This is a genomic window from Candidatus Cloacimonadaceae bacterium (genome assembly GCA_030693415.1).
Lineage (GTDB): Bacteria > Cloacimonadota > Cloacimonadia > Cloacimonadales > Cloacimonadaceae > JAUYAR01.
In genome coordinates this window covers 1-26,152 of sequence record JAUYAR010000154.1, presented here as the reverse complement: position 1 = coordinate 26,152, position 26,152 = coordinate 1, and the positions used below count along the sequence as shown (strand labels likewise).

Sequence of the window (26,152 nt, the reverse complement as noted above, 5' to 3'; positions counted from 1 at the left end):
GAGCCCCTTCACGTTGCTGCTGCAACGTGGAGGGGACACTTATTTACAGCGACTATTTTGTGAGGAAATCATGACCAAGATCGACAACGAAATGCAAAACGAATTGCTCAATCAAGCCAAAATCGCCCGCGCAGCGATACTGACAATGACCACCCTGGCTGGTTCTGGTCATCCCGGCGGATCGATGTCCGCCATAGATTTTATGCTTTCTCTATACAAACACATCAAACATGATCCCAAGAATCCGCAGATGCCGGATCGTGATCGTATCGTGATCAGCAATGGGCACCTCTCTCCAGCAGTCTATTCAGCTTTGGGTTTGAACGGATATTTTGAACTGGACGATGCCGTGTCGCAGTTTCGCCTTTTAGGCAGCATCTTTGAGGGACATATCGAACGCGAGGTTCCGGGGGTGGAATGGTCAACCGGAAACCTGGGACAGGGACTTTCCGCTGCCGCCGGAATGGCTTTGGCAAGCAGGATAAACGCTACTCCCTATAGAGTTTATTGCATCATGGGCGATGGCGAACAGCAAAAGGGTCAGATCAGCGAGGCAAGACGATTTGCCGCCAAATTTAAGCTCAATAATCTTACTGCGATTGTGGATTACAACCAATTGCAGATCAGCGGCTCCATCCATGAGGTGATGCCCCAGCACATTCGCTCAAACTGGGAATCCGACGGTTGGTATGTGTTGGAAATCAACGGACATGATTTTGGTCTTATCTCCGGTGCGTTAGAAGCAGCCGAAGATGCCGAAACTCCGGTGATGATCCTGGCGCACACAGTGATGGGCAAAGCGGTACCTTTCATGGAAAACATGGCGAAATATCACGGTTCCGCGTTGGACGAAGAGCAACTTGAGGAGGCGCTCAATATCCTTGGTGTCCCCAATCGGATCAAGGACTATCGCAAAGCCAGAAAAGAATTTAAACCTCCCAAAACCAAAGTAAATGGAAATCATTTTGCATTGAAAGGCGATCTCAAATCCGGTCAACCAATCGTTTATGACAAGGACACGGACAATCGTAGCGCCTGGGGAAATGCCATTGCCGATCTCGGCATGATCAATATAGACAGCTCAACACCTATCGCCGTGTTTGATTGCGACCTCGCCGCCAGCGTGAAAACCGGAGAATTTGCCAAAAATCATCCCGATAATTTTATCCAAAGCGGGATCATGGAACACCACACATCCGTTGCTGCGGGTTCCCTTTCCGCTTGTGGGATTCAGACCTTTTGGTCGGACTTTGGTATGTTTGGCATCGACGAGGTTTACAATATGCAGCGGCTCAATGACATAAACCATGCCAATCTCAAGGTCGTGGTCACCCACGTGGGACTCGACGTCGGCGAAGACGGAAAGACGCATCAGTGCATCGATTACATTGGTCTGACGCGCAATCTCTATAATTTCAGGCTCATCTGCCCCGCCGATCCGAATCACACCGATCGCATCATCCGCTGGCTGATCAACAAACCGGGCAACTATTTTGTGACCATGGGCCGCAGCAAATTGTCAATCCTGAAAAACGATGAAGACGGGCTCTTCTATAAAATGGACTATACCTTCGATTATGGCATGGCGGACGTCCTACGTCTCGGAAACGACGGTTGCGTGATCGTATGCGGAACTCCTGCCGGAAACGCGCTCAAAGCTGTTGACAGCCTTCGCGAAGAGGGTATCTATCTCCAGCTTATATATATTTCCTGTCCGCTCGCGATCGATCGCGAGATTCTCGATTTTGCCGCCAAGACCGGGACCATCTTCAGTATCGAAGACCACAACGTCCACAGCGGCTTGGGATCAATCATCGCAGACAGATTGGCGGAAGAGCGCATCTGCGCCAAACTGGTCAAGATCGGAGTGCGCAGTTATCCCAATTCCGGCACCGCAGACGACCTTTACCACTGGGCGGGCCTGGACACAGAATCTCTGATCCGCAGTATCAAACAAGAACTTTCCATTATCTGAGTTTCGTCTAACAGCTCTTACCTTTTTGCCCCTCACAGAATTTGATTGACAGGAATATCCGCACTAAACATTGTGGCAAAACTTCTTGGAGGTGGAAATGAAAAAAGTAGCGTTTTCATTGATATTGCTGTCTTTATTGGCATTTACCTTTGCAAGCCGCAAGGCTTTGGTGATCTCTAACGATCGTTATGGCGTGAGCGAACTTCATTACCCGAATGCCGATGCAGCACTGGTGAGTGCCACATTGCGGGAGCTTGGTTTCCAAGTGATCCATGAAACCAACCTTGACCATAAGTCATTTCAAGACGTCTTCAACCGTTTTGTCTCTACCATCACTTCCCTCGATGAAACAATTCTGTACTACAGCGGTCACTGCGCACAGGTGGACGGTGAAACTTACTTGCTGCCGGTCGGCTTTGAATACAAAGACGCCGATGACGTCCGCTATTTTAGCGTTCCCCTGGCCAGGCTGGACAAGGAACTTGCCAAAGCGAAAGTGAATATAATCATCCTCGACGTCTGCCGGAGAAACTCTTTTGCTACTTCGTCCGCCCCCAGAATAGGACTGGCGGAATCCAAGCCAGTCCGCAAGAACAGCTTTGTCATGTATAGTGCGGCAGCGGACGCGATCGCAATCGATGGTGGCGGAACTAACAGTATATTTTGCAGCATCTTGTGCCGCAATATGATTTCTGCCGGATTAAGCTTGAATGAGATGGCTGCCAAGATAGTCAAGGACGTTGGTATCGCCACTGACGGCGCTCAAAATCCATGGTATCACTCCAGCATGGAAATGGGATTCATGCTCAACGACGGCAGCTACGCGGTTTCAACACAGATCCCGGAAACCACGGACTATTCAACCAATCAAACAATCAACAACACTAAAGACCTGAACAAGAGCAATAGTAAGACCCCAAAAGATGTATCCGGCACCTATAGCGGTTTAGAGTTTTACTCCAAGAGAAACGATTCCGATTTCAAGCTAACCAATTATCTCAATGCCTTCAGCACTAATGAGTTCATGGTCACCGCTACTCATGATAATGACATCCGCTTTCAGTTTGCCTCCTCCAATTTCGCCCGTGTAAAACTGGGATATTTTGGCATCGAAAGCGAAAGCAAAGTGATCAAAGCCATCGACAAAGTCCTCATCTTTGGAGAAGATAAATATCGGACAAACGACTATTATCTCACGCAAATGTCTTTTGGCGCCGGTTTGCCAGATCGCGAAAAGTTGCGTCTCTTTTTCAGCATCAACCGCAACACCTATAAACGAACGCGCACGCTTGATTACCCACTCTGGCTACAGAGATACTGGGCCACAAGTTTCCAAGACTATACTCTAAGTTTTGCCAAGGCGGTCAAATCAACTACTCAGAGGCTCGATGTAGGGGGAAGTTTTCTCTTCAACCCGGAAGAAACAGTGGATTATTTTGACTTTGCACCCACCGGCTTGACCGAAGCCAATTTTACTCGCTACGACACGGACTGGAATCCCAAATGGAGATTTCGTTCGTATTTGTATGTCTCGGATATCATCTCCGGATACCGGATGCCAAATTATCTCGAAGGGCTCGCTCCTGCCAACCGACCGCTGATTTTTGTGCACGAGGACGCATACCTTTTGGGGGCTCGTTTGGACGCCATGAGGCAAGATTACACCTTTTTCGGCGATATGAACACTTACCAATCTGTGAATACCAACATGGTCGAATTTGCCGCTCTCCTGCACAAAAACGTAGGCAGCGTGGTGGGCTTTGACTTTGATTATGTCTATAATGAAACAAAGGACTACAATCATAATAGCGTCGTCAAGACCACCAAACTAAGCGCTGATATGCGTCTCAACTTGGTAGGATTGCGTTATGCCCATCTCACGGCAGTAGTGGACTATGCCTATCGGAAAAGTGAAATCGGATTCAACATCCTGCATATTGACGAGTTGAACGGAGCTGTCTACCTGGTTTCCAATATCAACAAATACATCTCCCTTGCCGCCTACGGTCAATATAATACCCTGTGGAACGTGACGGAAGCCTTCTTTGATCTTGAGCCAGTCAATTTTCACGCGGGCACTTCTCTGGGAATCAGATTCTAAAATTTGGTTGACTGTTTCGCAGTGCCTAAAAATCCTGACATCATCATAATATCCTCAATTAGGAGAAGGTAATGAAAAAAGTGCTGAAGACATATCCGGATAAGTGCATTGCCTGCCACGTCTGCGAAAGCGCGTGCGCGAATCTGTACTTCAGGATAGACGATCCTGAGCGATCCTGTATCCGCATCACGGAGACTGCCAAGCTGCCCGAAATGAACGTTTGCAACCAATGCGAAACCTGTGTCGCAGCTTGCCCGACGCTGGCTCTCACGATCACGCCTCAAGGGGTGGTGATGGTAACCAAAAAGCTCTGTATCGGTTGCTATATGTGCGTCGCCATTTGTCCGACCGGCTCGATGCAAACTTACCATGGAGGTATGCATCCTTTCAAGTGCATCGCTTGCGGTGTTTGCACAAAATCCTGCCCGGTTGAGGCAATCCGGATCGTTCAAGAATAAGGAGATATGGAAAATGGAACATAAAATGCGCAAAGTCCTGGCAGAATTCAGCTATGCCCTCAAACCAATCGAAAAAGGCTATAATCGCCGTAGCCTTTATATCAACCTTGGCGACAGAGTTATCAAAGAAAAACCAGTGACCGACCTGATGATCGACAAATTCGTCGGTGGCAAGGGTTTTGACTTGTATCTGATGTGGCATGGGGTCAAAGACGACACCAAGTGGGACAGCCCGGAAAATGAACTCTGCATCGCTTTCGGTCCGCTTTGCGGAAACACCAGCTATCCTGGAAGCGGAAAATCCATCGTCACAACGATTTCTCCACTCACCGGAATTCCAGTTGATTGCAACGTCGGCGGACATTTTGGTCCTTACACAAAGTTTTCAGGTTTTGATGCACTTGAGCTTCAAGGCAAATCAGACGAGGAAGTGATCGTCTATATCGACGGCGACAAAGGTGTCGTCAAGATACTCTCCGCCGATGATCAGGAAATAAACAGCCACATTTTTGCCGAGCGTTTGATCGAGGAATTTGCCGAAGGTCCCGATAAGTTTCAGTTCGTCTCCGTCGTGTCTTCCGGCGAAGCCGCAAACTCTGCTCTCATCACCTGTCTAAATTTCTCTTTCTGGGACAAACGCCGCAAGGTCGCACGGCTCAAACAAGCCGGGCGTGGTGGCACTGGAAGAGTCTTCCGTGATAAAAAGATCAAAGCCCTCGTGGTAAAATATTCCGGACTCAAAGTAGATACAAACAACTCCGTTGATCTGGAGACGCTGCAAAAGACAGGTCTCAAGCTCCATAAAGAGATCGAAGCCGGGGACGCGACTCAATGCCACATGCGCGAGATCGGCACTGCCCACCTGATGGAGATCATGAACGACTATGACCTCCTCCCCATCCGCAATTTCAAATATGGGCAAAAGCCCGAAGCCATTACCCTCGCCTCCTGGGAGTTTAAAAAGCTCTTCACTCAAGGCATGGCTGACGGTTGCTGGTATGGCTGCTCGCTCTCATGCTGCAAAGCTGTGGACGGATTTTTGCCCCGTAGCGGACCATATAAAGGACAGCCTGTTTGCGTGGACGGACCTGAATATGAAACCGCGGCGGGCTGTGGATCAAACCTCTGCATCTGGGATCCCAAGGACGTGGTCGAGCTCAATTTCTATTGCGACACCTACGGTATTGATACGATTTCCTTTGGCACCAGTGTCGCCTTCTGCATGGAATGCTATGAATACGGCATTCTGGACAAAGAGAAGACCGGCGGTCTTGATCTGACTTGGGGAAATGCCGAGGCAACGTTTGAGATCATCCATCAAATGGCTCGCGGAGAAGGATTTGGCAAGATCGTGGGCTTGGGCGTGCGTCGCATGAAAGCCATCTTTGCAGACCAGTATGGCGCTGATCCCAAACTCTTGCAGGACATCGGCATGGAAGCCAAGGGGCTGGAATATTCCCAATATATGAGCAAAGAATCTCTGGCGCAACAGGGCGGATACACACTCGCGCTCAAGGGTCCGCAACACGACGAAGCCTGGCTGATCTTCATGGATATGGTCAATAACCGCATTCCCACTTTTGAGGACAAAGCCGAGGCACTGCATTATTTCCCCATGTTCCGCACCTGGTTTGGCTTGCAGGGTCTTTGCAAACTCCCCTGGAACGACATCGAACCAGCCAATAATGCCGAAACGGACGAACCAGCCAAGGTTCCCGAACACGTCCAAAACTATGTGGACATCTACAAAGCGATTACCGGAAAGCCGCTGGACAAACATGAACTAATTCGGCAATCCGAGCGAGTCTATAACTTCCAAAAGGTCTTTTGTATGCGCATGGGCGGCGGCAGACGCATCGATGATATGCCTCCCTACCGCGCAGTCGGACCGGTCACCGAGGAAGAATATCTCTCCCGTCAAGAACGCTATGACAAGCAACTAACTGAAAAGATCGGCATCGATCCCACCGGTAAATCCACTTCGGAGAAAATGGCGATCATGCGTGAGCATCGCGAAGACCAATACCGCCAGCTTGTGGACAGCGTCTATCGAAGAAAAGGCTGGACTCCGGATGGCTTTCCAACCGTCGAACACCTCAAATCCATCGGCATGGACCTTCCCGAAGTGTTAGAAGTCATCCAACGCTACACAAAGTGATAATCATTCAATGAGATACATCGCCGGGGGTTCGTTCTTCCAGCGATTTTTGCAATATAGGAGAAAGTGATCATGAAAGGAAAACTGCACCACGTGGAGATCTATGTCCGCGACCTGGCAAAAAGCACGGATTTCTGGGGCTGGCTGTTGGGGCGTCTGGGCTATCACGTTCACCAACAATGGGATGACGGCATCAGCTATATATTGGAGGATTGCTACATCGTGTTCGTCCAGACGGAAGAACGTTTTCAAGAGCCTGCCTATCATCGCTGCCGCACTGGTTTGAACCATCTCGCATTTCGTGGAAGCTCGCGGGATTTCGTAGATGAGATCACCATTGAACTCCGCGCCAAAAACACCACGATCCTCTATGAAGACCGGCATCCCCACGCAGGTGGCGATGAATCTTATGCTGTTTTCTTTGAAGATCCTGATCGGATCAAAGTAGAGATCACTGCGGAGGGGGGGAAGGGGTGGAAAGGAATCCCTGTAGCGCAGCATGCCACTGCTGCGGAGGAAAAAAACCATCAAACATAACCATCGTTTCCACAGCATCGGCATGCTGCGCTACACAGTGTGCGAAATTCCGATTCTCCCCCTTTGCATTACGGAGTCAATACGGACTCATTACGGACTAAGTCCGTATTGACTCCGTATTGCTAAGGTGGACGCGTAGCTTGCCGATCCTGCGGAATCGCATAAGGCAATGATAATTATGGTAATTAGCGGAATTCTCCGGAAAGAGCAATTTCAGAAGTAAGGCAAGACTATCTGTTTATCTCAAGGAATACATCTTATTTCCATCTCCCTCTGCGCATCTCTGTTTTTGAGCAAAAAAAAACCACCGAGCCACGGCACAAATACAGCGCCATGTCTCAGTGGTTCAGACTACCTAAATGGTGTTATATTTACTTGGGTAGCAAGGATTTGATATGATCGATGTATTTTTCTGGTCCTCCGGGTTGATATCCTGTGCGTTTGATTTCCTTGCCGGTTTCGTTTACTAAAACGATGGTGGGGAATCCTTCAACTTCAAACTTCTCCGCCAGTTTCTGGTTTGCGGTTTGCTGTTCGACGGGAAGCTTCCTTTTACGGGGAAAATCAATCATCAGCAAGATCAGATTATCCTTGGCATACTCAATAAACGCCGGTTTTGAAAACACTTCGCCTTTGAGCTTGATGCACCATCCACACCAATCGGAGCCGGTGAAATCGATTAGCACCGGACGTCCCAGTTCTTTGGAGGCAGCCAGGGCTTGATCCCAATCCGTGATCCATGTACCGCTTTGGTAGGAAGACATCGCTTCTTCAAAGGACGGTGTGACTTCCTGTTCATTAACTACAGGGGCGGCATTCTCTTGCGGTGTTTGTGCGGGAGTGCATCCCAAAACCGCGATCAGAGAAACCATTATGATGATTATGTTGAGTTTCATTATTGTTCCACCTCGTTGTTGTTGATGAATATCTTAATCGTGATATTGGCGGCTTTTTGCAGCATTGCCATCACCCCGCAATATCGCTCGGTTGAAAGCTTGACTGCTTTCACAATCTTATCCGCGGGCAGGTTATCCCCTTCAAAATAGAAGTTGAAACGAATCGTGTGATAGACGATGGGGTGTTCGCTGGTGGAATCCGCCTCCAAATCCATGTGAAATTGATAGTTAGTGATCTGCATTTTTTTAAGAATAGATACCGCGTCCAATCCGGAACAACCGCTCAGGGCAGCCAGTAGCAAAGGTTTGGGACGCGTTCCCCGGTCTTCTCCACCCCACTCAGGATCGGCATCCATGAGAATGTGGTAACCGGATATCTCCGCATCAAAGGTCATGTTATCGACCCAGGTGGTCGTAATTTTACTTGACATCAATATTCCACGTAAGTCGCTTTGAGCACATCCTCATAGCGTTCGACGTACTTTTTCAAGGCGTTATAGACTTCATCCACATCTTTTTCCGGTATCTTGGCGAGGATCTTCTTTTGTTGATCCACAACGGTTTGCTGGCTGTTTTCCGCGAGTTTTTTGCCCTTGTCCGATATAATGGCAAACCAGCAGCGACGATCTTCTTCCGAAGGACGACGGGTTACGAGTTTCTTGCTGACCAGGTTGTCCATGATGCGGGTGACCCGGCTATGGGAAACTCCCAGCACTCTTGCCAGCTCATTCATGTTCACCGGGGTTTTGACCAGATAAAGATGGTTTAGGAGTTGGCACTCCATTTTTCCGGCTTGCAGACAAGCCTTTTGGGCATAATCGATTTCGCTCAGCACAACTTGCAGACGCGTAATCAGGTTGTGAAATTTCTCGGCGTTAGTGTTCATTTTTTTTCTCCTGTCTAATTAATTTCTTTCGTTTAATAACTGTTCGATCTTTACCCGATCAAACCCCACTACTGCGACGTTGTTAATCCAAAGCTGTGGGACACCCTGTTGTCCCGACTTGCGCACCATGTCTCGCAATCCCTTGCCATCTACAGACACATCTATATATTTGAAACTATGACCCTTCGCTTGAAGAAAGTCTTTTACTTTCCTGCACCAGGAACAGGTCGGAGTCCCAAAAACTATTATACTTAGTTTCATATAAGTTCCACCTCTTTCGATATAATAATACAACTGTTGTAAGATGCCAAAACTTTTTTTGAAAATTATGTTGAATCGCACTAAACTGCGTGGCAGTTTTTAAACAAGACAATAACCTAACGAAAATTGTGCTTGCCATAAAAACCGCTTTGCTATTCATGTGAAAAAAATCTAAAGCGAGGTGGCGATGCCAATAGTATTTTTTTGTAGCGATTGCGGATTCGAAACGAGCAAGTGGAGCGGCAAATGCCCTTCCTGCGGGAGCTGGAGCACTCTCAAAGAGAGCACCCGTACCACTGGAAAAGCGGGTAAAGCGGCGAGCGTTGAATCGCGAAAGAATCCGCCCCAACGCATAGTCGACTTGAAATATACCGAAGTCCAAAGACTGGCGACCGGGATCGACGAATTTGACCTTGTCATCGGAGGTGGCATCGTTTCCGGCATGCTCATCCTGATTGGCGGAGAGCCCGGCATCGGCAAATCCACCCTGATGTTGCAGATTTCCCAGTGGTTGGGCGAAAAACAGAAAAAAATCCTCTATGCCTCCGGTGAAGAAAGCATGGAACAAATCCGACTGCGCAGCACACGTCTGGGTGTCTCCAGCGAAAACATCTGGCTACTTTGCACCAACAGCACCGAACAGATCATCGAAGTTGTGGAAGAAAATCCCCCCGATATATTAATCGTCGATTCCATCCAATCGATCAGCATCGCCTCCATGGATTCCATCCCAGGCAGCATCACCCAGCTCCGCGAAAGCTGCAACCGGCTCATGCGTGTGGCAAAAACGATGAATCTGCCCATCTTTCTCGTTGGACACGTTACCAAAGAAGGCATCGTCGCCGGACCAAAGATCATCGAACACATGGTCGATACCGTTCTTTATTTTGAAGGGGAGCTGCGCGGTCATTACAAGATCCTGCGTGCGGTCAAAAACCGTTTCGGCTCCACTAATGAGATCGGCATCTTCGAGATGACGAATCTCGGGCTCGTCCAAGTTCCCAATCCAAACCACATCTTTCTGAGCAACGAAACGATCCACAACGGCACTTCCATCGGCTGCATCGTCGAAGGCAGCAGATCCTTCATCGTGGAAGTGCAAACCATTGCCACTGGTTCTAACTATGGCACGCCCCAGCGCGTCGTCGTCGGTTTGGAACAGAAAAAACTGGCAATCCTGCTGGCGATACTGGAAAAGAATCTGCCGCTCTATCTTCGCAACAGCGACGTCTTCGTGAACCTCGCAGGTGGAATCCGCAGTGCCGATCCGAGCCTTGATCTTGCAATTCTTGCAGCAATCATATCCAGCCTTAAAGACACCCCCCTGCCACCAAATTCGGTATTCATCGGCGAAGTCGGTCTCAATGGAGAGATCCGCCCCGTTTCACAGATCGAAGCCCGCGTCAACGAAGCCGTCAAGCTCGGCTACGATAGGATCTACATCTCCGCCTATGCCAAGACCAAGCACCGATCCAAAGTGATCAAGTTCAAGGACGTGAAAGCGCTTTACAGTCTGTTTCAATAGGTAGGACTTGGAACTGTGATGGGTTTTTTGTCAGGAGATGGTTTCGGTTGATAGGGTTTTTCCTCCGCAGGATCGGCATCCTGCGCTACATGGAACATCGCACTTGACAATTACTGCGCTTCGCATAAATGAAGCACATGAGATCTAAACATATATTTATCAGCATCATAACGGCACTTTGCATTGTGGCGTTGTATCAGATATTTGCCGTGGGCAAGTTCTACTTCCCGGAGTATCATGTACGCGCCGGGCAAGTGGCGGATTTTGATCTGATCGCGCCCTTTTATTTTCAGATCGAAAAATCCGAAGAACAGCTTCAGATCGAGCGTGAAGCTGCTTTGGCATCGATCTCGAAACCCTATTATCTCGCCGACCAGGTGCTCTTTGATGCCTATGCAAACCTGGACGCCTTGTTTGGGGCAGCATATAAGCACGAAGAAGACCCCGTTGCGCTTATGGATAATATTCGTAAAGCGGGATTCGAGATCAGCGGAGAATCCCTGTCTATCCTGAAAAACGCGGAGCAACGCGACAGGATTTATACCGAAATCCGCGAAACCCTCAAGAACATCTATAGCGTCGGAATCCATGAGAATAGCACATCCGACACGGTATTGATTTCCTCCGGCGAGACGGTAAGATCTGAGCGGCTCTCCAAGTTTTTGCGCATAGATATCGCAAGGCAGAATTTCATCGCCAATTTCAAAGACAGAACCTCAAAGCAATTTGCCGATGAGATATCCGGCAGCCTGATCAAACCAAACCTGATCGTCAACGAAGAAAAGCTTAAGGACATCTCTCAATTGCGTCTCAGTGAGATCACACCCCGGGAAGGAGAAGTCCTGCAAAATGAAATTATTATCCGCAAAAACGCACGCATCTCGGAGAACGACATAACCAAGATCCAATCACTAATGAAAGCATATCGCGCCCGGGATATCAGCAAATCCCCATGGAAACAGTTGATCCAGTCTATGGGTATGCTCGTTTTCGTCATGATCATATTGCTATTGGCAAACCACTATTTCGTGATACAAATCGCCAAGGAAGATATTCACGACGCGGGTTCGCTGCCCATCAACTTTGGCTTCGTCCTTCTGATCATGCTTGCCACGGCAAATAACTACTTCCTTGGTTTCAGCAGCATCCTCATCCCCTTCGCCTTGTTTGGCATTTCCGCGGCGATCCTGATCAATCTTCAGTTTGGAGTGTTTTACAGCATTTGCGGTATGTTTCTGATCAGTTCTTTCATCAATTGGGAACCTTTTGCTCCGCTCGTGCTCATCATAGCAACCCTGAGCACGATGATTTTGCTGCACCGGCGAAACTTGTTTCACGAGTATTTCACCGTCTGGTTCTATCTCTTTGTTGCGACCGCGGTCAGTAATATCGCCATCTCGCTCTACAAAAGCGATCCGCTCCTAATGACGGTGCGAAACGTGGGCTATGGAACAATCTCCTCGATCATTTCAGCATTGGGGATTATTGTGGTGATCAAGTATTACGAGCGTAAATGGAACCGGGCGACGAAACAGACCCTTTTGGAGCTATTGGATTTCAACCACCCGCTATTGAAAAAGCTTGCCAATTCAGCGGTGGGCACCTATCATCATTCTCTTTTGGTGGGTAATATTGCGGAACGAGCTGCCGAAGCGATCGGCGCCAATGCACTGCTCGCAAGAGTGGGTAGCTACTATCACGATATCGGCAAGATCATAAACTCCGAGATATTCAGCGAAAACAACGAGGACTCGAGCCTTCAACACCAACAGTGGGGCCCCGCGGAAAGCGCCAAAATGATCAAAAACCATGTGCGTGAAGGTGTTACCCTGGCAAATAAATACCATATCCCACAACCGGTGATCGATATCATCATGCAACACCACGGTACCAGCAAGATCCGCTATTTTCTCGATCAAGCGGAAAAGAACCAGGAGCGTTTCGACCCGGAGCTTTATACCTACCAAGGACCCCGCCCTCAAAGCAAGGAAGCGGTATTGGTGATGCTCGCGGACATCGTGGAATCCACTACCAACGCCAAGAAGAACGAACCTGAACTAAGCATCATCAAAGTCATCGACGATTCAATCCATCGCCTCATCCGCGAAGGAGAGCTCGATGAAGCGCCGATCTCCATCAAAGAACTCAATCTCGTCAAACACTCAATGATCCCTGCCTTGGAAAGCATCTATCGCAAACGCCTGGACTATCCGGAAGAAAAGATAACGTGAGTGATCTCAGCATCAACATCAAAAACGAGAGCGACCGCGAAATCGACGAAACGATGTTTGAATCCGTGGCGGCACTGATCTGTGCAAGCGAAATGCCAAGCATCCGCTTTGAGATCGGTATTTTGATCTGCACCGAAGAACTGATGCGAAAGCACAATAGTGTCTATCGCGGCGTCAAGGGCACCACGGACATCCTCAGCTTTGTCTCAGCTCAAATGCCTTTAATGGCTGATGGGCGCGAGCATATATATCGGCTGTGTGATTTAATCATTGACATAAATCAGATAGACAGACAAAAGGGAACAAACAGCTTAAATGCCGAACTTATGGAGGTTTACATCCACGGTTTGCTCCATTTATGCGGTTATGATCACATTAGGGAAACAGACAGGAAAATAATGAAAGAAAAAGAATTGCACTACCAAAACAAATTGCGGGGTGAAGACACAAGTGGATGACGCCTCAGCGTATATAATCATTCCCTTGATTCTGCTATCTGCCTATTTTTCCGGATCGGAGACGGCTTTCTTTTCTCTGCCGCGGATCTATTTGAAGAAAATCGAAAACAGCGGAACAGCCGGCTCGCGCCGGATTCTCTATCTGCTCAAGCGTCCGCGCCGGTTGTTGATCACTCTGCTTTTGGGAAACACTTTCGTGAATATGGCGATCTCCTCTTTTGCGACGCTTTTAGCGATTGGGATTGCCGAACAGCATGGTTGGACAATCTCCTCCGCAGTGTTTGTGCAGATTCTGCTCACCACGCTCACGATCATGATCTTTGGCGAGATCATGCCCAAGCTCGTGGCTCTGGCGAAGGCGAACGTTTTTGCATACCTATCCTCCCTGCCGATGCAGTTGATCCAATATCTGCTTTTTCCATTGGTGTTTATCTTTGAAAAATTCAGCCTGCTGATCACGCGCAAACAAATGGTTGATCTACACATGGCACAGCAATTTACGTCCGAAGAGTTTCACAATCTTATCCAAAGTGAAAGCTCTCACCACAATCTCGAAGATCATGAAAAACAGATGTTGGTGGGTTTGTTTCGCTTTCGCGAAGCCGAGATCAAGGAGATCTATGTCCCGCGAGTCAAAATCACCGCTATCGAGGTCAATCAAAATATGGAAGAGCTGCGCGATCTGATCGTGGAAAGCGGCTATTCCCGCATCCCCGTGTATCGCGATACCATAGACGACATCATCGGTATCGTCTATGTCAAAGACATCCTGCTCCATCCCGAAAAGACCAGTATCTCCGAGATTATGCGTCCCGCTTGGTTTGTGACCGAAAACATGAAGATCCAGACGCTGCTGAATCAGTTCAAAACCAGAAAAGTTCAGGTGGCGGTGGTGGTGGATGAATATGGTGGAACCTCCGGGATCATCTCTCTGGAAGACATTTTGGAAGAGCTCGTTGGCGAGATTCGCGATGAATATGACCATGACGAGATCCCCGAGATCGTCAAAAAAGACGAAAACACCTACATGGTGAGCGGAGTCTATAATATTCGCCAATTCAATCATGAGTTTTCCACCGACATCAATCCCGAAGAATATGACAACCTCGCTCAATTTCTCCTGGCACAATTCAACCACGTTCCCATAGTGGGAGAAAGCTATGTCTATGAAGGGTTTATCGAGTTTGTCATCCTTGAAAGCGACGAACGAAGCATCAAGCTGGTGCAGGCAAGCCGCATTGTTCCGGTCTAAACAACTTATCGCATTGATCCTGATATCGTTATGGCTTGCTTTCGCCACAGCGGCACAGGCTCTTACGATCGAATACAATATCCGGTCTTTCGGGCTAAACATCGCCACCATCAGCATCAACAGTGATCCACAACAGAATTTTGTCGCCGTTCAGACCAAGTCCCTGATCACCAATGCCTTGTTCCCAGAAATCAACAATTGCTACCGCATTGATTTTAATGGCGCTTATCTGCCGCAGACCTACGTGCGGGAGATCGATCAAAAAAAGGTCGATGATACCGTGACGGTCACCTACGATCATAAAAACAAACGCGCCGGGATGAATCACCGCAACCCCCGTAAGAGCTATTCCTATGATATTACGTCCGATACGAGGGACTTCTTTAGTTTTATGACTATGGTGGGATTTGGCAAAGCGAGAGCGGGAGATTATGTCATCGACGGCAATGGGACTCTCTGGAAGGCAAGTTTGAGCTATCACGGTAGGGAAACGATCAAGACCGCCCTGGGCAACTATTCCTGCCGGCTCTACAAAGTTCAGTTTGAACCCTTGTGCGACGAGAAAATGCAATATGTGGACATGGTGACCCACAACGTGCTCAACAAAGCCAGCCGCGTGAGTCTGTGGATTTCTGACGATGGCATCGCCATGAGATCAGTGGTGCGTAAAAACGCTCTATCCGCGAGCTGGGAGATCAAGGAGATCAGACCCTGATGATCAAACCCGGCAAAAGACTATCCCTGATCCTCGCAATTTTGTGGTATGCCGGTATCTGGACAGTCTCCTCGATACCTGCTGAAGATATCCCATCGGTCAAGATCATCAGCATCGACAAACTGATGCACATCAGCGTCTATTTCATTTTGGCGCTGATGGTCAACAGAGTATTCTCAAACTACAGCTTGAGCAAGAAATACGCGCTGTTGATCTATCTGGCGATGCTTGTTAGCGCCGGTTTGGATGAATACCATCAATACTACATACCCGGGCGGTCGGTATCCGTCTATGATTTTATCGCCAACAGCATCGGTCTTTTGAGCGGCATGTTTATCTATCTGAGGAAGCATGATCGAAGTTAGCGGTCTGAGCCTCAGCTTTGGCGAAGCCAAGGTCTTGCAGGACATCAATTTCCTCCTCGAGACCGGCAGCAACCTGATCATCCTGGGGCGTAGCGGTTCCAGCAAAACCGTCCTGATTAAAACACTGATGGGCATGAATATACCGGAATCAGGCAAAGTCATCATCGACGGCATCGACATCTTCACGAGACCTATACATCAGCACAATTTTGCCATGGTGTTTCAAAATGCCGCACTCCTGGATTCCTTCACCGTCTTTCAAAACGTGGCTCTGCCTTTGTATGAAAGAGGGGAAAAGGACTTTGACGCCGTCTTCAACAAAGTAAAGTCCTCACTCGAGATCGTAGGGCTTCCCGATGTTCTGGATAAATATCCTGCTGAGCTTAGCGGCGGGATGAGAAAACGGGTGGGGATCGCCCGCGCCCTCGTCTATGACCCGGATTACATCATTTTTGACGAACCGCTTTCCGGGCTCGATCCCATCACCGCTAAGGAAGTGCTGTATTACATCACGATGATCATCGAATCCAGCCGTGCCACCACGATCACGATCACGCATGAAATCAGGAATCTGAAGGTAATCGGAGACAGAGTGCTTTTCCTCGAATCCGGCAGGCAGCTTTTCTTTGGCGGCATCGATGAACTAATACAAAACAATGATGAGCTGCTGAGGCAGTTTATGAATTCATGAGCGACATGAAGACGCATAAACCATTGGTATTATTGGCATATCTGACCGCAACGGCAGCTTCTTTGCACATCGTTGAAAGTCTGGTTATGCGCATGTTTCCGCTTCCATTCATCAGGATCGGTCTTTCAAACATCGTCATTCTCTATCTGATCATGCAAAATCAACCACTTTCGGCAATCATCGTGAACATCGTAAAAACTATTTTGGGAGGTGCGGTCACCCTCACTTTATTGAGCCCGGCGACCTTGCTTTCGTTGGGCGGAGGTATATGTGCCGTCGTGGTGATGTATCTAACCCACAAATCCAGGCTGGGCTTTGGCGTTTTTGGGATCAGCATCGCCGGAGCGGTGGCGCACAATTTGGGGCAGCTCATCTTGGTCAAATGGTTGATTTTTCCCGATACCGCAGTTTTTCTATTGACACCAATGCTCATTTTGATAGGTATGCTCAGCGGAATGGCGATCGCGTATATCATGCTGGTCGTTAGCGACAAATTAAAGGATTCAAGGCTGATAAATAATGACAGATAGACAAAAAGAAACGGCGGTACGGGTGATTAAATACCTGGCGATAGCGGGATGCGTATTCCTAGGCGTATTCCTAGGCGCCTTTTGGTTTTACCGCGATGATCTGCCGCCGACCAGCGAGCTGCGCAATTTCACCTTGCGCACCGGCAGCGAAGTCTATGACCGCAATGGCAAAATGATCTATCTTTTCGCGTTTGAAAAGCGCAAGCTCGTTTCTCTCCGCGAGCTCCCGCCCCATCTCGTGGACGCTCTTTTGGTAACGGAAGACAAGCGTTTCTACAGCCACTATGGGGTCGATCTGATCAGTAATTTCCGCGCGCTCATTGTCGATGTCAAGACGATGGATTTTTCACAAGGCGCGAGCACGATCACGCAGCAGATGGCGAGAAATATGTTCCTTACTTTGGACAAAGTGGTCTCCCGCAAGATGAAGGAGATCGTGCTTGCCATCCGCATCGAGGCAAACTTCAGCAAGGACGAGATTCTCGAAATATATTTCAACAAGATATTCTGGGGCGGGCAGGTGCATGGGGTGGAAACTGCAGCATTGTATTATTTCAACAAGCATGCCCGCGATCTCAGCATCGCGGAATCCGCGATGCTCGTTGGTATGATCCAGCGTCCCAACTATTACAACCCGATCAAAAATCCGGAGCGCGCCAAGCAGCGTCGGGACTTTGTGATCGGGCGCATGTACAAAGCCCAAAAAATCAGCGAAGCGGAGTATGAAGAAGCCATTGCCACACCCGTCAAACCACAAACCGGAGCCATGCGGCGCTTTGCCTCGGACTATTTTATCGAGCATATACGCACTTATCTGGAAAGGAAGTATGGCACCGAAAAACTGTTTGAAGGCGGCTTGAGGATCTATACTACTCTTGACCCTGAGCTCACTTCCTATGCAGACTCCGTGTTCAATCAATATCTCAGAGGAGTTGAAAACAGCGGCGGACACCGCAACCGCTATGATCAGGTTCCCAAAGGCGCCTTTGACATTGACACCAAGTATATCCAAGGTGGACTCTTACTGATAGAAAACAACACCGGATATGTGCGCACCATCATCGGAGGCAGAAATTTTGAGCACAGCAAATTTAACCGTATGACCCAGGCAAAACGGCAGCCTGGCTCTTCCATCAAACCGGTTTATTATACTCTCGCGGTGGAAAAGGGTTACACGCCCGCCACAATCATCAACGACACTCCCATCTCCCTGGGAACAGGACCTAACCGCTGGAGTCCGCAAAACGCCAACCGCGAGTATCACGGCTACACCAGAATGCGGGTGGCTTTGCAGCATTCCTACAACGTGTGGGCGGTCAAATGTGCTTTGGATATCGGTCTGGATACAATCAACGACTCCTTCAAGCATTTTGGCTTGAACCGAACCGCTGATGACTATACCAGCGCCCTGGGATCCTATGAAGTAGCTCCAATCGATCTGATCTCCGGATTCACGACCTTCCCGAATGAAGGAATGCGTGTCTCGCCGATCTTCATCATCAAAGTGGAAGACACCAAGGGTCGGATTCTGGAACGCAGTGCCGGACAGAAATATCGCGTCTGTTCTCCAGAGGTGGCATATATCATGACCAGCATGATGGAAAGCGTCGTCAAATCAGGCACCGGTGCCGCTTCTCGCAGCGGCTATCAGTATCAGTCCGCCGGAAAGACCGGAACTTCGTCAAACAACTATGACTCCTGGTTTATCGGGTACAATAAAGCTTTCACTCTCGGCATCTGGACCGGATTTGACAACAGCAAACTTTTCACCGGTAAAGCCCAAGCCTCCCATGTCTGGGGCAGGATCATGAGCCAGGCTCTGCGCTTGGATAACAACGGCAGATATCCGAGTATCGAAGACAAACGCTATCTTTTCAATGTTCCGGACAAAATCGTCAAGCGCTTTATCAGTCCCAGAACAGGATTCACCGTTTCCAGCGGTGGCATCGAGGAAGTATTCATCGAAAACAACATCCCACCCGCGGTTCAGGATACTCTGCAATTCAATTTCTCCCCCACCCGCTGGGGCTATCAGGATAGAATGGAACAGGAGTAGGCATCTCTGCCGATTGTGATGATAAAATACGCTTTTCTCATTGTCTCCGCGCTGATCTGTTCAGGCTTTGTGACCTACATCCTCTTCGTCATCCGTTTCTATCGCGGCTATCGGGATTATCGTCCCCAAATCAACAATCGGAAAAAAACCGTCTCCGTGATTGTAGTCAGCCGCAACGAAGCAAAAAACCTCGCTACGCTGATGACTACTTTAATCAATCAGGATTATCAAAAAGAGCTCTATGAGATCATCATCGCGGATGACGATTCCGAGGACGACACAGAAACCGTGATCAATCGGTATCAAAATATGGGTATCCCCATCAACTATATGAGAATCCTTGGCAGAGACAATGTGATTTCCCCAAAAAAGCAAGCGATGGAACAAGCAATCAAAGCTTCTCATGGCGAGATCATCCTCACCACGGATGCCGATTGCATCGTTCCTCTCACCTGGATCAGCACGATGGTGGAAGCTTTCGTACCCGGAGTCTCCATGGTGGCGGGATATTCCAGCACGCTGTTGAAGAACTGGGGCGAGGCATCGATCCTGCACAAATACGAGCATTTTGATTTCGCCGGCACCTATATGGTGTTAGGCGGAGGATACACGCTTGGTAAAAGCTGGGCTTGCATTGGGCAAAATCTTGCTTATACTAGAGCCGCTTTCGATGCTGTGGGCGGCTTTGACAAGATCCGCCATCTGATCTCAGGAGACGACGTCAACCTGATGCAACTGATGCGCAGACAAGGTCACAGGATCATCTTCAATTTTGACAAACGCAGTTTCGTGAATACCTTGCCGGTGAAGTCCTGGCACCAGCTCGTCAACCAACGCTCACGCTGGGCTTCAAATATGAAATATCAGCTTAAGTTCAATCCGGAATTCTTTTTCATCCTGCTCACGATGGCTTTCATGTATTGGGGTGCGCTGGTTATGCTGATCTTTTCATGGAAACTAGCGCTAATCATCTTCGCGTTGCGGGTGTGCATCGAACACATATTTATTTCTTATGCGCGAAGCCACTTCAACGTGTCAGCAAGAATGCTGCGCTTCTACCCACTGTGGCTGATCATTCAGACCTTCTTTTTGGTCTTCACCATGGTGCTCGGGCAGTTCAATCTCTTTGTCTGGCACGGGAAAAGACCCTATAAAGGAGTATCGCAATGATAGTTTTTGACGACCATTTGTCCGATGCCTTTCATCCGATCACTCTCACGAGGAGTGTATCCGATATCCGTTGCGGTATCCTCAAGCTGCGGCAGCGGCTGCAAAACGTTTTCGGGGACGAAGACCAGGCAGTGTGGATAGATCATTCTTTGCTTGAGGTCTATCTCCATCGGCATCCAGATTGGCAGGTCAATCAAGCCTCTGAAAGCGATTCGTTATTGGTGAACTCCAGATTGATCCCCTGCGAAAAAGCATACGCTGAGATAAAAACCCTACAGCCGCAGCAGGCGTTGATCCGCGAGGATAGCATCGTCGCCTTTCGGACTTCGGGTATCTTCGCTCAACTTCCCACGATCGAAGAGCTTCAAGAACGTGGTGTTCGCTGCAGCGAATGCGATCTTGACCTCTATCAAAACCTTGCTCAAATCATTCTTGACAACCCCCGGTTGATCAAAGAGGATTTTGAGCTATTCTTTTATGATAAGGACAATTCCTTTGAAACAGAGCCTGGCGTGACCGTGCTCAATCCCTACAATGTCTGGATCGGGGAAAACGTCAGCCTTAAACCGGGAGTGGTTTTGGATGCTTCGGACGGACCGATCGTGATCGATGAAGACGCATGCGTGATGTCCAATGCTGTGATCATGGGTCCTTGCTACATCGGCAAAAAGAGCCTGATCAAAATCGGCGCCAAGATTTATGGCGGCACCTCGATTGGAGCGGTCTGCAAGGTTGGCGGTGAGGTGGAATGCTCTATCTTCCAAGCTTTTAGCAACAAGCAGCACGACGGCTTTCTGGGGCACGCCTTTGTGGGCGAATGGGTCAATATCGGCGCCGACACCAATAACAGCGACCTGAAAAACACCTACAAAAACGTGGCGTTTCATTCCTATCGCGAAAATTGCATGATCGACAGCGGCAGCATGTTTCTGGGCTCGATCATTGCCGACCACGTCAAGCTGGGCATCAATTGCAGCATCAACACCGGCTGCGTCATCGGCATCGGAGCAAATCTCTATGGAGCAAATCTGATTAGCGGTTTCATCCCGGATTTTTCCTGGGGAGAAGCCGGAAACCTGGTATCATATCGTTTTGATGCTATTTGCGATACGGCAAAACTGGTGAAACAGCGCCGAGGACTTGAGCTCAGCTCTCCTGAAATCAAGCTGCTGAAACACATCTCTGAAAACACCTAAGGAGCTATAATGCAAGACTATATAGAAGTAGAATTCCGCACCGGACGCCTGGGATACTACCAAAATAATCCAAATCTGTCCATCAACCCGGAAGATCTCATCATCGTGGAAGTGGAGCGCGGGGACGACATTGCCCAAGTGATACATCTTGCCATCAACAGCGAGGAGATTCATGCTCAGGTGCAGAATGCCAAAGTGCAGACGATCAAGCGAATCGCCACTGAGGACGACATCGAAAAGCTGCACAACATCCATTTTGAAGAGGAGAAAGCCGCCAAAACCTTCATGGATATTTTGCACCGCTATTCCTTTGATATGAAGCTGATCGAAACCATCTACCAATTTGACAGCAACAAACTCACCTTCTTTTTCACCGCCGACGGACGCATCGATTTCCGCGTCTTTGTGCGCGAGCTGGCAAACGTCTTCAAGACCCGCATCGAACTGCATCAAACCACCGGACGCGACGAAGCCAAGCGCCTCGGCGGCTTTGGGATGTGCGGCATCCAATATTGTTGCGGCAGCTTCCTCAAACGTTTTAACCAGGTAACCATCAAGATGGCAAAGGATCAAAACCTTGCCGGTAATCTCTCCAAAATCTCCGGTCCCTGTGGCAGGTTGCTTTGCTGCCTCAATTTCGAGGAAGATTTTTATGTGGAGGAAGCTCTCGATTTCCCGATCCCGGGCACCTGCGTGAGCTGCAATGGAAAGAAGATGTTTGTCTATAAGATCGACGTTCTGAACAAGAAAGTGCACCTCACAGATGAAGACCAGGTGCTGATGGAGATCGATCTGGAGAGCTTCCGCAAACTCGAAACGATCAGCGAGCCAAGCATAGAGCCATGTTAGACAGCATCTATGGCATTCTACCGGAAAAACTGTGCGCTATTTTAAACGCCGGCTTTCCCGCCTACCGGTCTCGCCAACTACTCAAATGGATCTATCAAAGGCAGGTTCACGACATCGACAAAATGACGGATCTGCCCGCCGATTTCAAGGCTTTCGTGAAACAATCCTTGGACATGGCTATGCCGGAGATCGATCATGTGCAAACCTCGCATGACGGCAGCCGTAAATTCCGTCTCAAAATGCGCGACAACGCTTTGATCGAAATGGTGCTGATGCCGGAAGCGAAAAAACAGACGCTTTGTTTCTCCTCTCAGGTCGGCTGTGCCAGAGCATGCATGTTCTGTGCTACCGGCGGGATGGGGCTAAAGCGTAATCTGGAAACTCACGAGATGGTACAGCAGATCCTCATCGCGGCAGAAAAAGCACTGCCCGGTCGCATCACCAATCTCGTGTTGATGGGCATGGGCGAGCCGCTTGACAATCTGCAGAATGTGCTGGATGCGATCAAACTCATTCAGCACATTCAGAGCCTTGCCTTCAGTCCGCGACGCACCACAATTTCCACCTGCGGCATCGTGCCCGGCATCATCAAACTCGCCGATAGCGGGATCAGGACGAAACTTGCCGTTTCGCTCAATTCCGCCATCGACGCAGTGCGCGATCAGATCATGCCGATCAACCTCAAATATCCCCTCGCCCAACTTAAAAACGCGCTGCTCTATTATCAACAAAAAAGCCCTTTTCGCATCACGATCGAATATATCCTGATCCCCGGAGTGAACATGAGCAGCACCGATATCAAAGCCCTGCGCCGCTTCGCTGGTGATCTTTCCTGCAAGATCAATTTCATCCCCTATAATCCTGTGCCAAACCTCCCCTTCGAAGCTCCCGGAAAGGCTCAGATCGAGACTTTCATGACCGCCGCGATGAGCATCCCTCAAGCTGTCACTCTGCGCAAAAGCAAAGGCGCGGACATCATGGGCGCCTGCGGACAATTAGCGCTTGCCAAAACATCTTTAACCGGAGAAATACATGAATAAGATCGAAACCATCGCCTGTAAACTCTTTGTTAAAAACGAAGCCTGCAAATGCGGCGGAGCACACAATATCTGTCTCGGATGCGCTGTCTGCCGTGCAGAAGAGCCAGATCAGCTTTTTGATCCCGAAAGTGGCATCGAAAGCATCATTGACGCCACAATCCTCAAAGCCGACGCCACTAAGGAAGAGGTCTTTGCCCTTTGCGACATCGCCAATGATCACAAATGCGCCTCCGTCTGCGTCAATTCCTATTTCAGCCACCTGATCCAGCTTCGTCTTTCAAACGCGGTCAAATCCTGCACCGTGATCAATTTCCCTCTCGGAGCGGGATGCAGGGAAGCCGTTCTTGGCGAAGCAAAAGCTGCCATTGCCTGCGGGATCGAGGAATTGGACATGGTGCAAAACCTCAGCGCCGTCATGAGCGGCAAACCCTTGCAATCCTACGAAACTGTCAAAGCGGTCTCCACTGCCTGCCGCAAACAAAATGTTCTGCTCAAAGTGATTCTGGAAACCTGTTTTCTCAGTGAGGAGGAGCTCATCGTTTCCTGTCTCTATGCCAAAAAAGCCGGAGCGGAATTTGTGAAAACATCCACCGGATTCGGCACCGCCGGAGCGACCGTCGAAAATGTCGCTCTGATGAGAAAGGTCGTCGGTCCCAAGATCGGAGTGAAAGCTTCGGGAGGTATCCGCACCCGCGAAACGGCTCTGGCAATGATCGCCGCCGGAGCAAACCGCATTGGTGCCAGCAGCGTTTCCGCTCTGGTTTGAAAGGCTAAATGAAAGTTCTCGTCGCCGGCTATAATATCGATAGCTCCCTCTTGGAAAAAATCGCCGCGGCAAACCGCAGCCCGGAAGTGATATCCGCTGCCTACGCCCGTATCAGCAGAAGCTCAAAGACCGTTTCCGAACTGCGCAAAGAGGCTTTGGGCGAGATCGGTAAAGCGAGAAAATCAAATCAAAACATCATCTTTGAAATGGGTCACGCCTCTGTCGCGGAGCATGCGGTCTTCAATCTCGATCTGATCGGCATTTCAAGACATTTGACGGAAGTCGTTCAACGCTCCCGCTATGCTTCCTTCACCGAAAAATCCCAACGCTACGTCACTTTTGACCATGACTACGTTATCCCGGAAGAGTTAAACGAATTTCCAGCGATCAGGGATCGTTATATCCGGCTCTGTGATGAGCTGTTCAATGAATATAAACTATCGATGGACAAGCTGTTGGAGCTTTATGACAAGGATTTTCCTGATCTGAAACCCCGCGAACTCGAAGGCAAGGCAAAAGAGGACGCGCGATATATCTTGCCGCTTTCCACCAAAACCCAGATGGGCGCCACCATCAACGCCCGCAGCATCGAAACGCTTTTGCGCAGACTCGGCGCCAGAGAGGAAATGGAAGCCCGCCAACTGCACGGACTGATCTTCGCTTCTGTAAGCTCCATCGCTCCGTCTTTGCTCAGATACACCCAAGCGGATGATTTCAATTCCCGCCTCCCTGAGACCGCTCTCCCCCATTTTCCGAACAATATCTTCCAAATGCCCGACCGCATAGCTCTCGTCTCGGCACCCCAAAACGCCGATGACATGATCCTTGCAGGACTTTTCTTCGAACAGGGATATTGCGATTTTCCGGCTGCTCTGAATCACTTGGAAAATATCGCCGTTGAAGAAAAATCCCGGCTTTGGGAGCATGTCTTTCAAGGTATCAAAGCCTGGCACAAAATGCCCCGCGCCTTTGAAAACGCGGAGTTTGCATTTCAGATCCCGATGTCCGAATGCTGTTGGGGACAATTTAAGCGTCATCGTAGCGCCACCATGCTCAAATACCGCAGCCAGGGTCAAGGCTCCGCAGCGCATCTTTCATCGCGTCTCATCTTCCCGGAAGGGATATTGTCCATCGGCAGAGAGAAAATCTGGCAAAGTTTGTTCAAAGCGGTATCAGACTTCCGCAAAACACTGCCCACGAACCTTTCCCACCTCGCCCCCTACACGGTTCTGAACGCCGAAAGCGCTCTTGTCCATGCCCGCATGAACCTACGCGAGATCTATCATTTTTGCCGCCTGCGCTCGGATGAACACGCCCAATGGGAGATCCGCCAAATCTCCGACGAGATCATCCATCTGGTCAAAACCCACGCTCCCTACGCGACCCGTTTTCTGATGGGCAAAAGTGATTTCAACACAGTAAGCTAACCCTTTCCACATTGCAATGTCATAAACGCAACTTCAATCGCCTCGAGCAAGAGGTCGCACCGACAGTCGAGGGCGACTGTGGCTAAGATTTCATGGCATATCAAATTAACATATGTATAAGAGCCAACAAATGCAGGTAATGCCTTAATTTCTTTGCGACAATCAATCGCTTTTTAACTAACATGGCTTGATTTAAACTCTACTCATTATGTTGGTTTATAAAACCAATGGGGCATCAGGAATCCCGCCTGTTTTCATTAGTATTTAGTTCTGTTTTCAGACGGAATTCAGTTTGTCTTCTTTCGCCAGTGCGGCTGACCTACTTTAATACGACTCCCAGGAAAAAACTCAATTTTTATGAATTTGCTCTGCCTGCGAGTTTGGGTTAGTAGTTGCCAGTTTGGGCAACAGCATTTCAAAATGAGCCTGAATAACTACAATAATCGCAACCAAAGTGGCAATAAGCAGCGCGAAAATATGAGACAAAGATATAAAAGCAGATTTACCCTGTTTTTTGACCGTTTTGAGGCAGTATTCGTAGATTCTTTTCAGATTGATGCCCAGCGCCACCAGTTTCAGCCAGAGTTGATGTCGGAATAACCCCCGCAA

The 26,152-nt window shown here is 49.0% G+C and carries 25 protein-coding genes; 20 read left to right on the top strand and 5 right to left on the bottom strand.

Annotation, left to right across the window (positions count from 1 at the left end; all coding sequences use genetic code 11):
- Positions 1-70: 70 nt before the first annotated feature.
- The 5 genes from Q8M98_09770 to Q8M98_09750 all read left to right on the top strand — a co-directional run bounded on the left by Q8M98_09770 (position 71) and on the right by Q8M98_09750 (position 7,229).
- Complete coding sequence (locus Q8M98_09770) at positions 71-1,975, top strand: transketolase (GenBank protein MDP3115046.1); 1,905 nt, start codon at positions 71-73, stop codon at positions 1,973-1,975.
- A 97-nt stretch (positions 1,976-2,072) separates the two neighbouring features.
- Positions 2,073-4,076 carry a caspase family protein gene (locus Q8M98_09765; GenBank protein MDP3115045.1) on the top strand — a complete coding sequence of 668 codons (2,004 nt, stop codon included), beginning with the start codon at positions 2,073-2,075 and terminating at the stop codon, positions 4,074-4,076.
- Between the two features lie 71 nt (positions 4,077-4,147).
- Positions 4,148-4,534, top strand: coding sequence for a 4Fe-4S binding protein (locus Q8M98_09760; GenBank protein MDP3115044.1), 387 nt, complete (start codon positions 4,148-4,150; stop codon positions 4,532-4,534).
- A gap of 13 nt (positions 4,535-4,547) precedes the next feature.
- Positions 4,548-6,692 (top strand): aldehyde ferredoxin oxidoreductase C-terminal domain-containing protein, encoded by a 2,145-nt coding sequence (locus tag Q8M98_09755; protein ID MDP3115043.1) that lies wholly within the window; start codon positions 4,548-4,550, stop codon positions 6,690-6,692.
- 72 nt (positions 6,693-6,764) lie between these two features.
- On the top strand, positions 6,765-7,229 hold the full coding sequence (locus tag Q8M98_09750; GenBank protein MDP3115042.1) for a VOC family protein: 465 nt from the start codon (positions 6,765-6,767) through the stop codon (positions 7,227-7,229).
- Between the two features lie 371 nt (positions 7,230-7,600).
- Here Q8M98_09750 and Q8M98_09745 read toward each other — a convergent pair whose 3' ends face one another.
- From Q8M98_09745 to Q8M98_09730, 4 genes are read right to left on the bottom strand one after another with little or no spacing between them, the layout of a single operon-like run.
- Entirely contained in the window at positions 7,601-8,125 is a 525-nt protein-coding gene (locus Q8M98_09745) for a thioredoxin family protein (protein ID MDP3115041.1), read from the bottom strand.
- Complete coding sequence (locus Q8M98_09740) at positions 8,125-8,556, bottom strand: OsmC family protein (protein MDP3115040.1); 432 nt, start codon at positions 8,554-8,556, stop codon at positions 8,125-8,127. The genes Q8M98_09745 and Q8M98_09740 overlap by 1 nt, the downstream gene beginning before the upstream one ends.
- The gene (locus Q8M98_09735; GenBank protein MDP3115039.1) at positions 8,556-9,011 is read right to left on the bottom strand and encodes a MarR family transcriptional regulator; all 456 of its coding nucleotides are present in this window, start codon (positions 9,009-9,011) and stop codon (positions 8,556-8,558) included. Before Q8M98_09735 ends, Q8M98_09740 begins: the two co-directional genes overlap by 1 nt.
- A gap of 18 nt (positions 9,012-9,029) precedes the next feature.
- Positions 9,030-9,272 carry a glutaredoxin domain-containing protein gene (locus Q8M98_09730; GenBank protein ID MDP3115038.1) on the bottom strand — a complete coding sequence of 81 codons (243 nt, stop codon included), beginning with the start codon at positions 9,270-9,272 and terminating at the stop codon, positions 9,030-9,032.
- 187 nt (positions 9,273-9,459) lie between these two features.
- Between Q8M98_09730 and radA the strand changes: the two genes are divergently transcribed.
- The 15 genes from radA to thyX all read left to right on the top strand — a co-directional run bounded on the left by radA (position 9,460) and on the right by thyX (position 25,543).
- Positions 9,460-10,797, top strand: a complete 1,338-nt coding sequence (gene radA / locus Q8M98_09725; GenBank protein MDP3115037.1) for a DNA repair protein RadA — start codon at positions 9,460-9,462, stop codon at positions 10,795-10,797.
- A 137-nt stretch (positions 10,798-10,934) separates the two neighbouring features.
- Positions 10,935-13,028, top strand: coding sequence for an HDIG domain-containing protein (locus Q8M98_09720; GenBank protein ID MDP3115036.1), 2,094 nt, complete (start codon positions 10,935-10,937; stop codon positions 13,026-13,028).
- The gene (gene ybeY / locus Q8M98_09715) at positions 13,025-13,486 is read left to right on the top strand and encodes an rRNA maturation RNase YbeY (protein MDP3115035.1); all 462 of its coding nucleotides are present in this window, start codon (positions 13,025-13,027) and stop codon (positions 13,484-13,486) included. Before Q8M98_09720 ends, ybeY begins: the two co-directional genes overlap by 4 nt.
- Positions 13,467-14,738: a hemolysin family protein gene (locus tag Q8M98_09710; protein MDP3115034.1), complete on the top strand. Its 1,272-nt coding sequence runs from the start codon at positions 13,467-13,469 to the stop codon at positions 14,736-14,738. Before ybeY ends, Q8M98_09710 begins: the two co-directional genes overlap by 20 nt.
- Entirely contained in the window at positions 14,680-15,453 is a 774-nt protein-coding gene (locus Q8M98_09705; GenBank protein ID MDP3115033.1) for a DUF3108 domain-containing protein, read from the top strand. The genes Q8M98_09710 and Q8M98_09705 overlap by 59 nt, the downstream gene beginning before the upstream one ends.
- Complete coding sequence (locus Q8M98_09700) at positions 15,453-15,818, top strand: VanZ family protein (protein ID MDP3115032.1); 366 nt, start codon at positions 15,453-15,455, stop codon at positions 15,816-15,818. The genes Q8M98_09705 and Q8M98_09700 overlap by 1 nt, the downstream gene beginning before the upstream one ends.
- Positions 15,805-16,509: an ATP-binding cassette domain-containing protein gene (locus Q8M98_09695; GenBank protein MDP3115031.1), complete on the top strand. Its 705-nt coding sequence runs from the start codon at positions 15,805-15,807 to the stop codon at positions 16,507-16,509. The genes Q8M98_09700 and Q8M98_09695 overlap by 14 nt, the downstream gene beginning before the upstream one ends.
- A gap of 5 nt (positions 16,510-16,514) precedes the next feature.
- Positions 16,515-17,039: a Gx transporter family protein gene (locus Q8M98_09690; protein MDP3115030.1), complete on the top strand. Its 525-nt coding sequence runs from the start codon at positions 16,515-16,517 to the stop codon at positions 17,037-17,039.
- The gene (locus tag Q8M98_09685) at positions 17,029-19,095 is read left to right on the top strand and encodes a PBP1A family penicillin-binding protein (protein MDP3115029.1); all 2,067 of its coding nucleotides are present in this window, start codon (positions 17,029-17,031) and stop codon (positions 19,093-19,095) included. The genes Q8M98_09690 and Q8M98_09685 overlap by 11 nt, the downstream gene beginning before the upstream one ends.
- Positions 19,096-19,113: 18 nt before the next feature.
- Complete coding sequence (locus Q8M98_09680; GenBank protein MDP3115028.1) at positions 19,114-20,265, top strand: glycosyltransferase; 1,152 nt, start codon at positions 19,114-19,116, stop codon at positions 20,263-20,265.
- On the top strand, positions 20,262-21,461 hold the full coding sequence (locus Q8M98_09675; protein ID MDP3115027.1) for a putative sugar nucleotidyl transferase: 1,200 nt from the start codon (positions 20,262-20,264) through the stop codon (positions 21,459-21,461). Before Q8M98_09680 ends, Q8M98_09675 begins: the two co-directional genes overlap by 4 nt.
- A 9-nt stretch (positions 21,462-21,470) precedes the next feature.
- Positions 21,471-22,310: a regulatory iron-sulfur-containing complex subunit RicT gene (gene ricT / locus Q8M98_09670; GenBank protein ID MDP3115026.1), complete on the top strand. Its 840-nt coding sequence runs from the start codon at positions 21,471-21,473 to the stop codon at positions 22,308-22,310.
- Positions 22,304-23,350: a 23S rRNA (adenine(2503)-C(2))-methyltransferase RlmN gene (rlmN, locus tag Q8M98_09665; GenBank protein ID MDP3115025.1), complete on the top strand. Its 1,047-nt coding sequence runs from the start codon at positions 22,304-22,306 to the stop codon at positions 23,348-23,350. The genes ricT and rlmN overlap by 7 nt, the downstream gene beginning before the upstream one ends.
- Complete coding sequence (gene deoC / locus Q8M98_09660; protein MDP3115024.1) at positions 23,343-24,116, top strand: deoxyribose-phosphate aldolase; 774 nt, start codon at positions 23,343-23,345, stop codon at positions 24,114-24,116. The genes rlmN and deoC overlap by 8 nt, the downstream gene beginning before the upstream one ends.
- A gap of 8 nt (positions 24,117-24,124) precedes the next feature.
- Entirely contained in the window at positions 24,125-25,543 is a 1,419-nt protein-coding gene (thyX, locus tag Q8M98_09655; GenBank protein ID MDP3115023.1) for an FAD-dependent thymidylate synthase, read from the top strand.
- A 348-nt stretch (positions 25,544-25,891) separates the two neighbouring features.
- Here the strand turns inward: thyX and Q8M98_09650 are convergent.
- Positions 25,892-26,152, bottom strand: a 261-nt coding sequence (locus Q8M98_09650; GenBank protein MDP3115022.1) for a hypothetical protein, incomplete at its 5' end; no start/stop codon positions are given.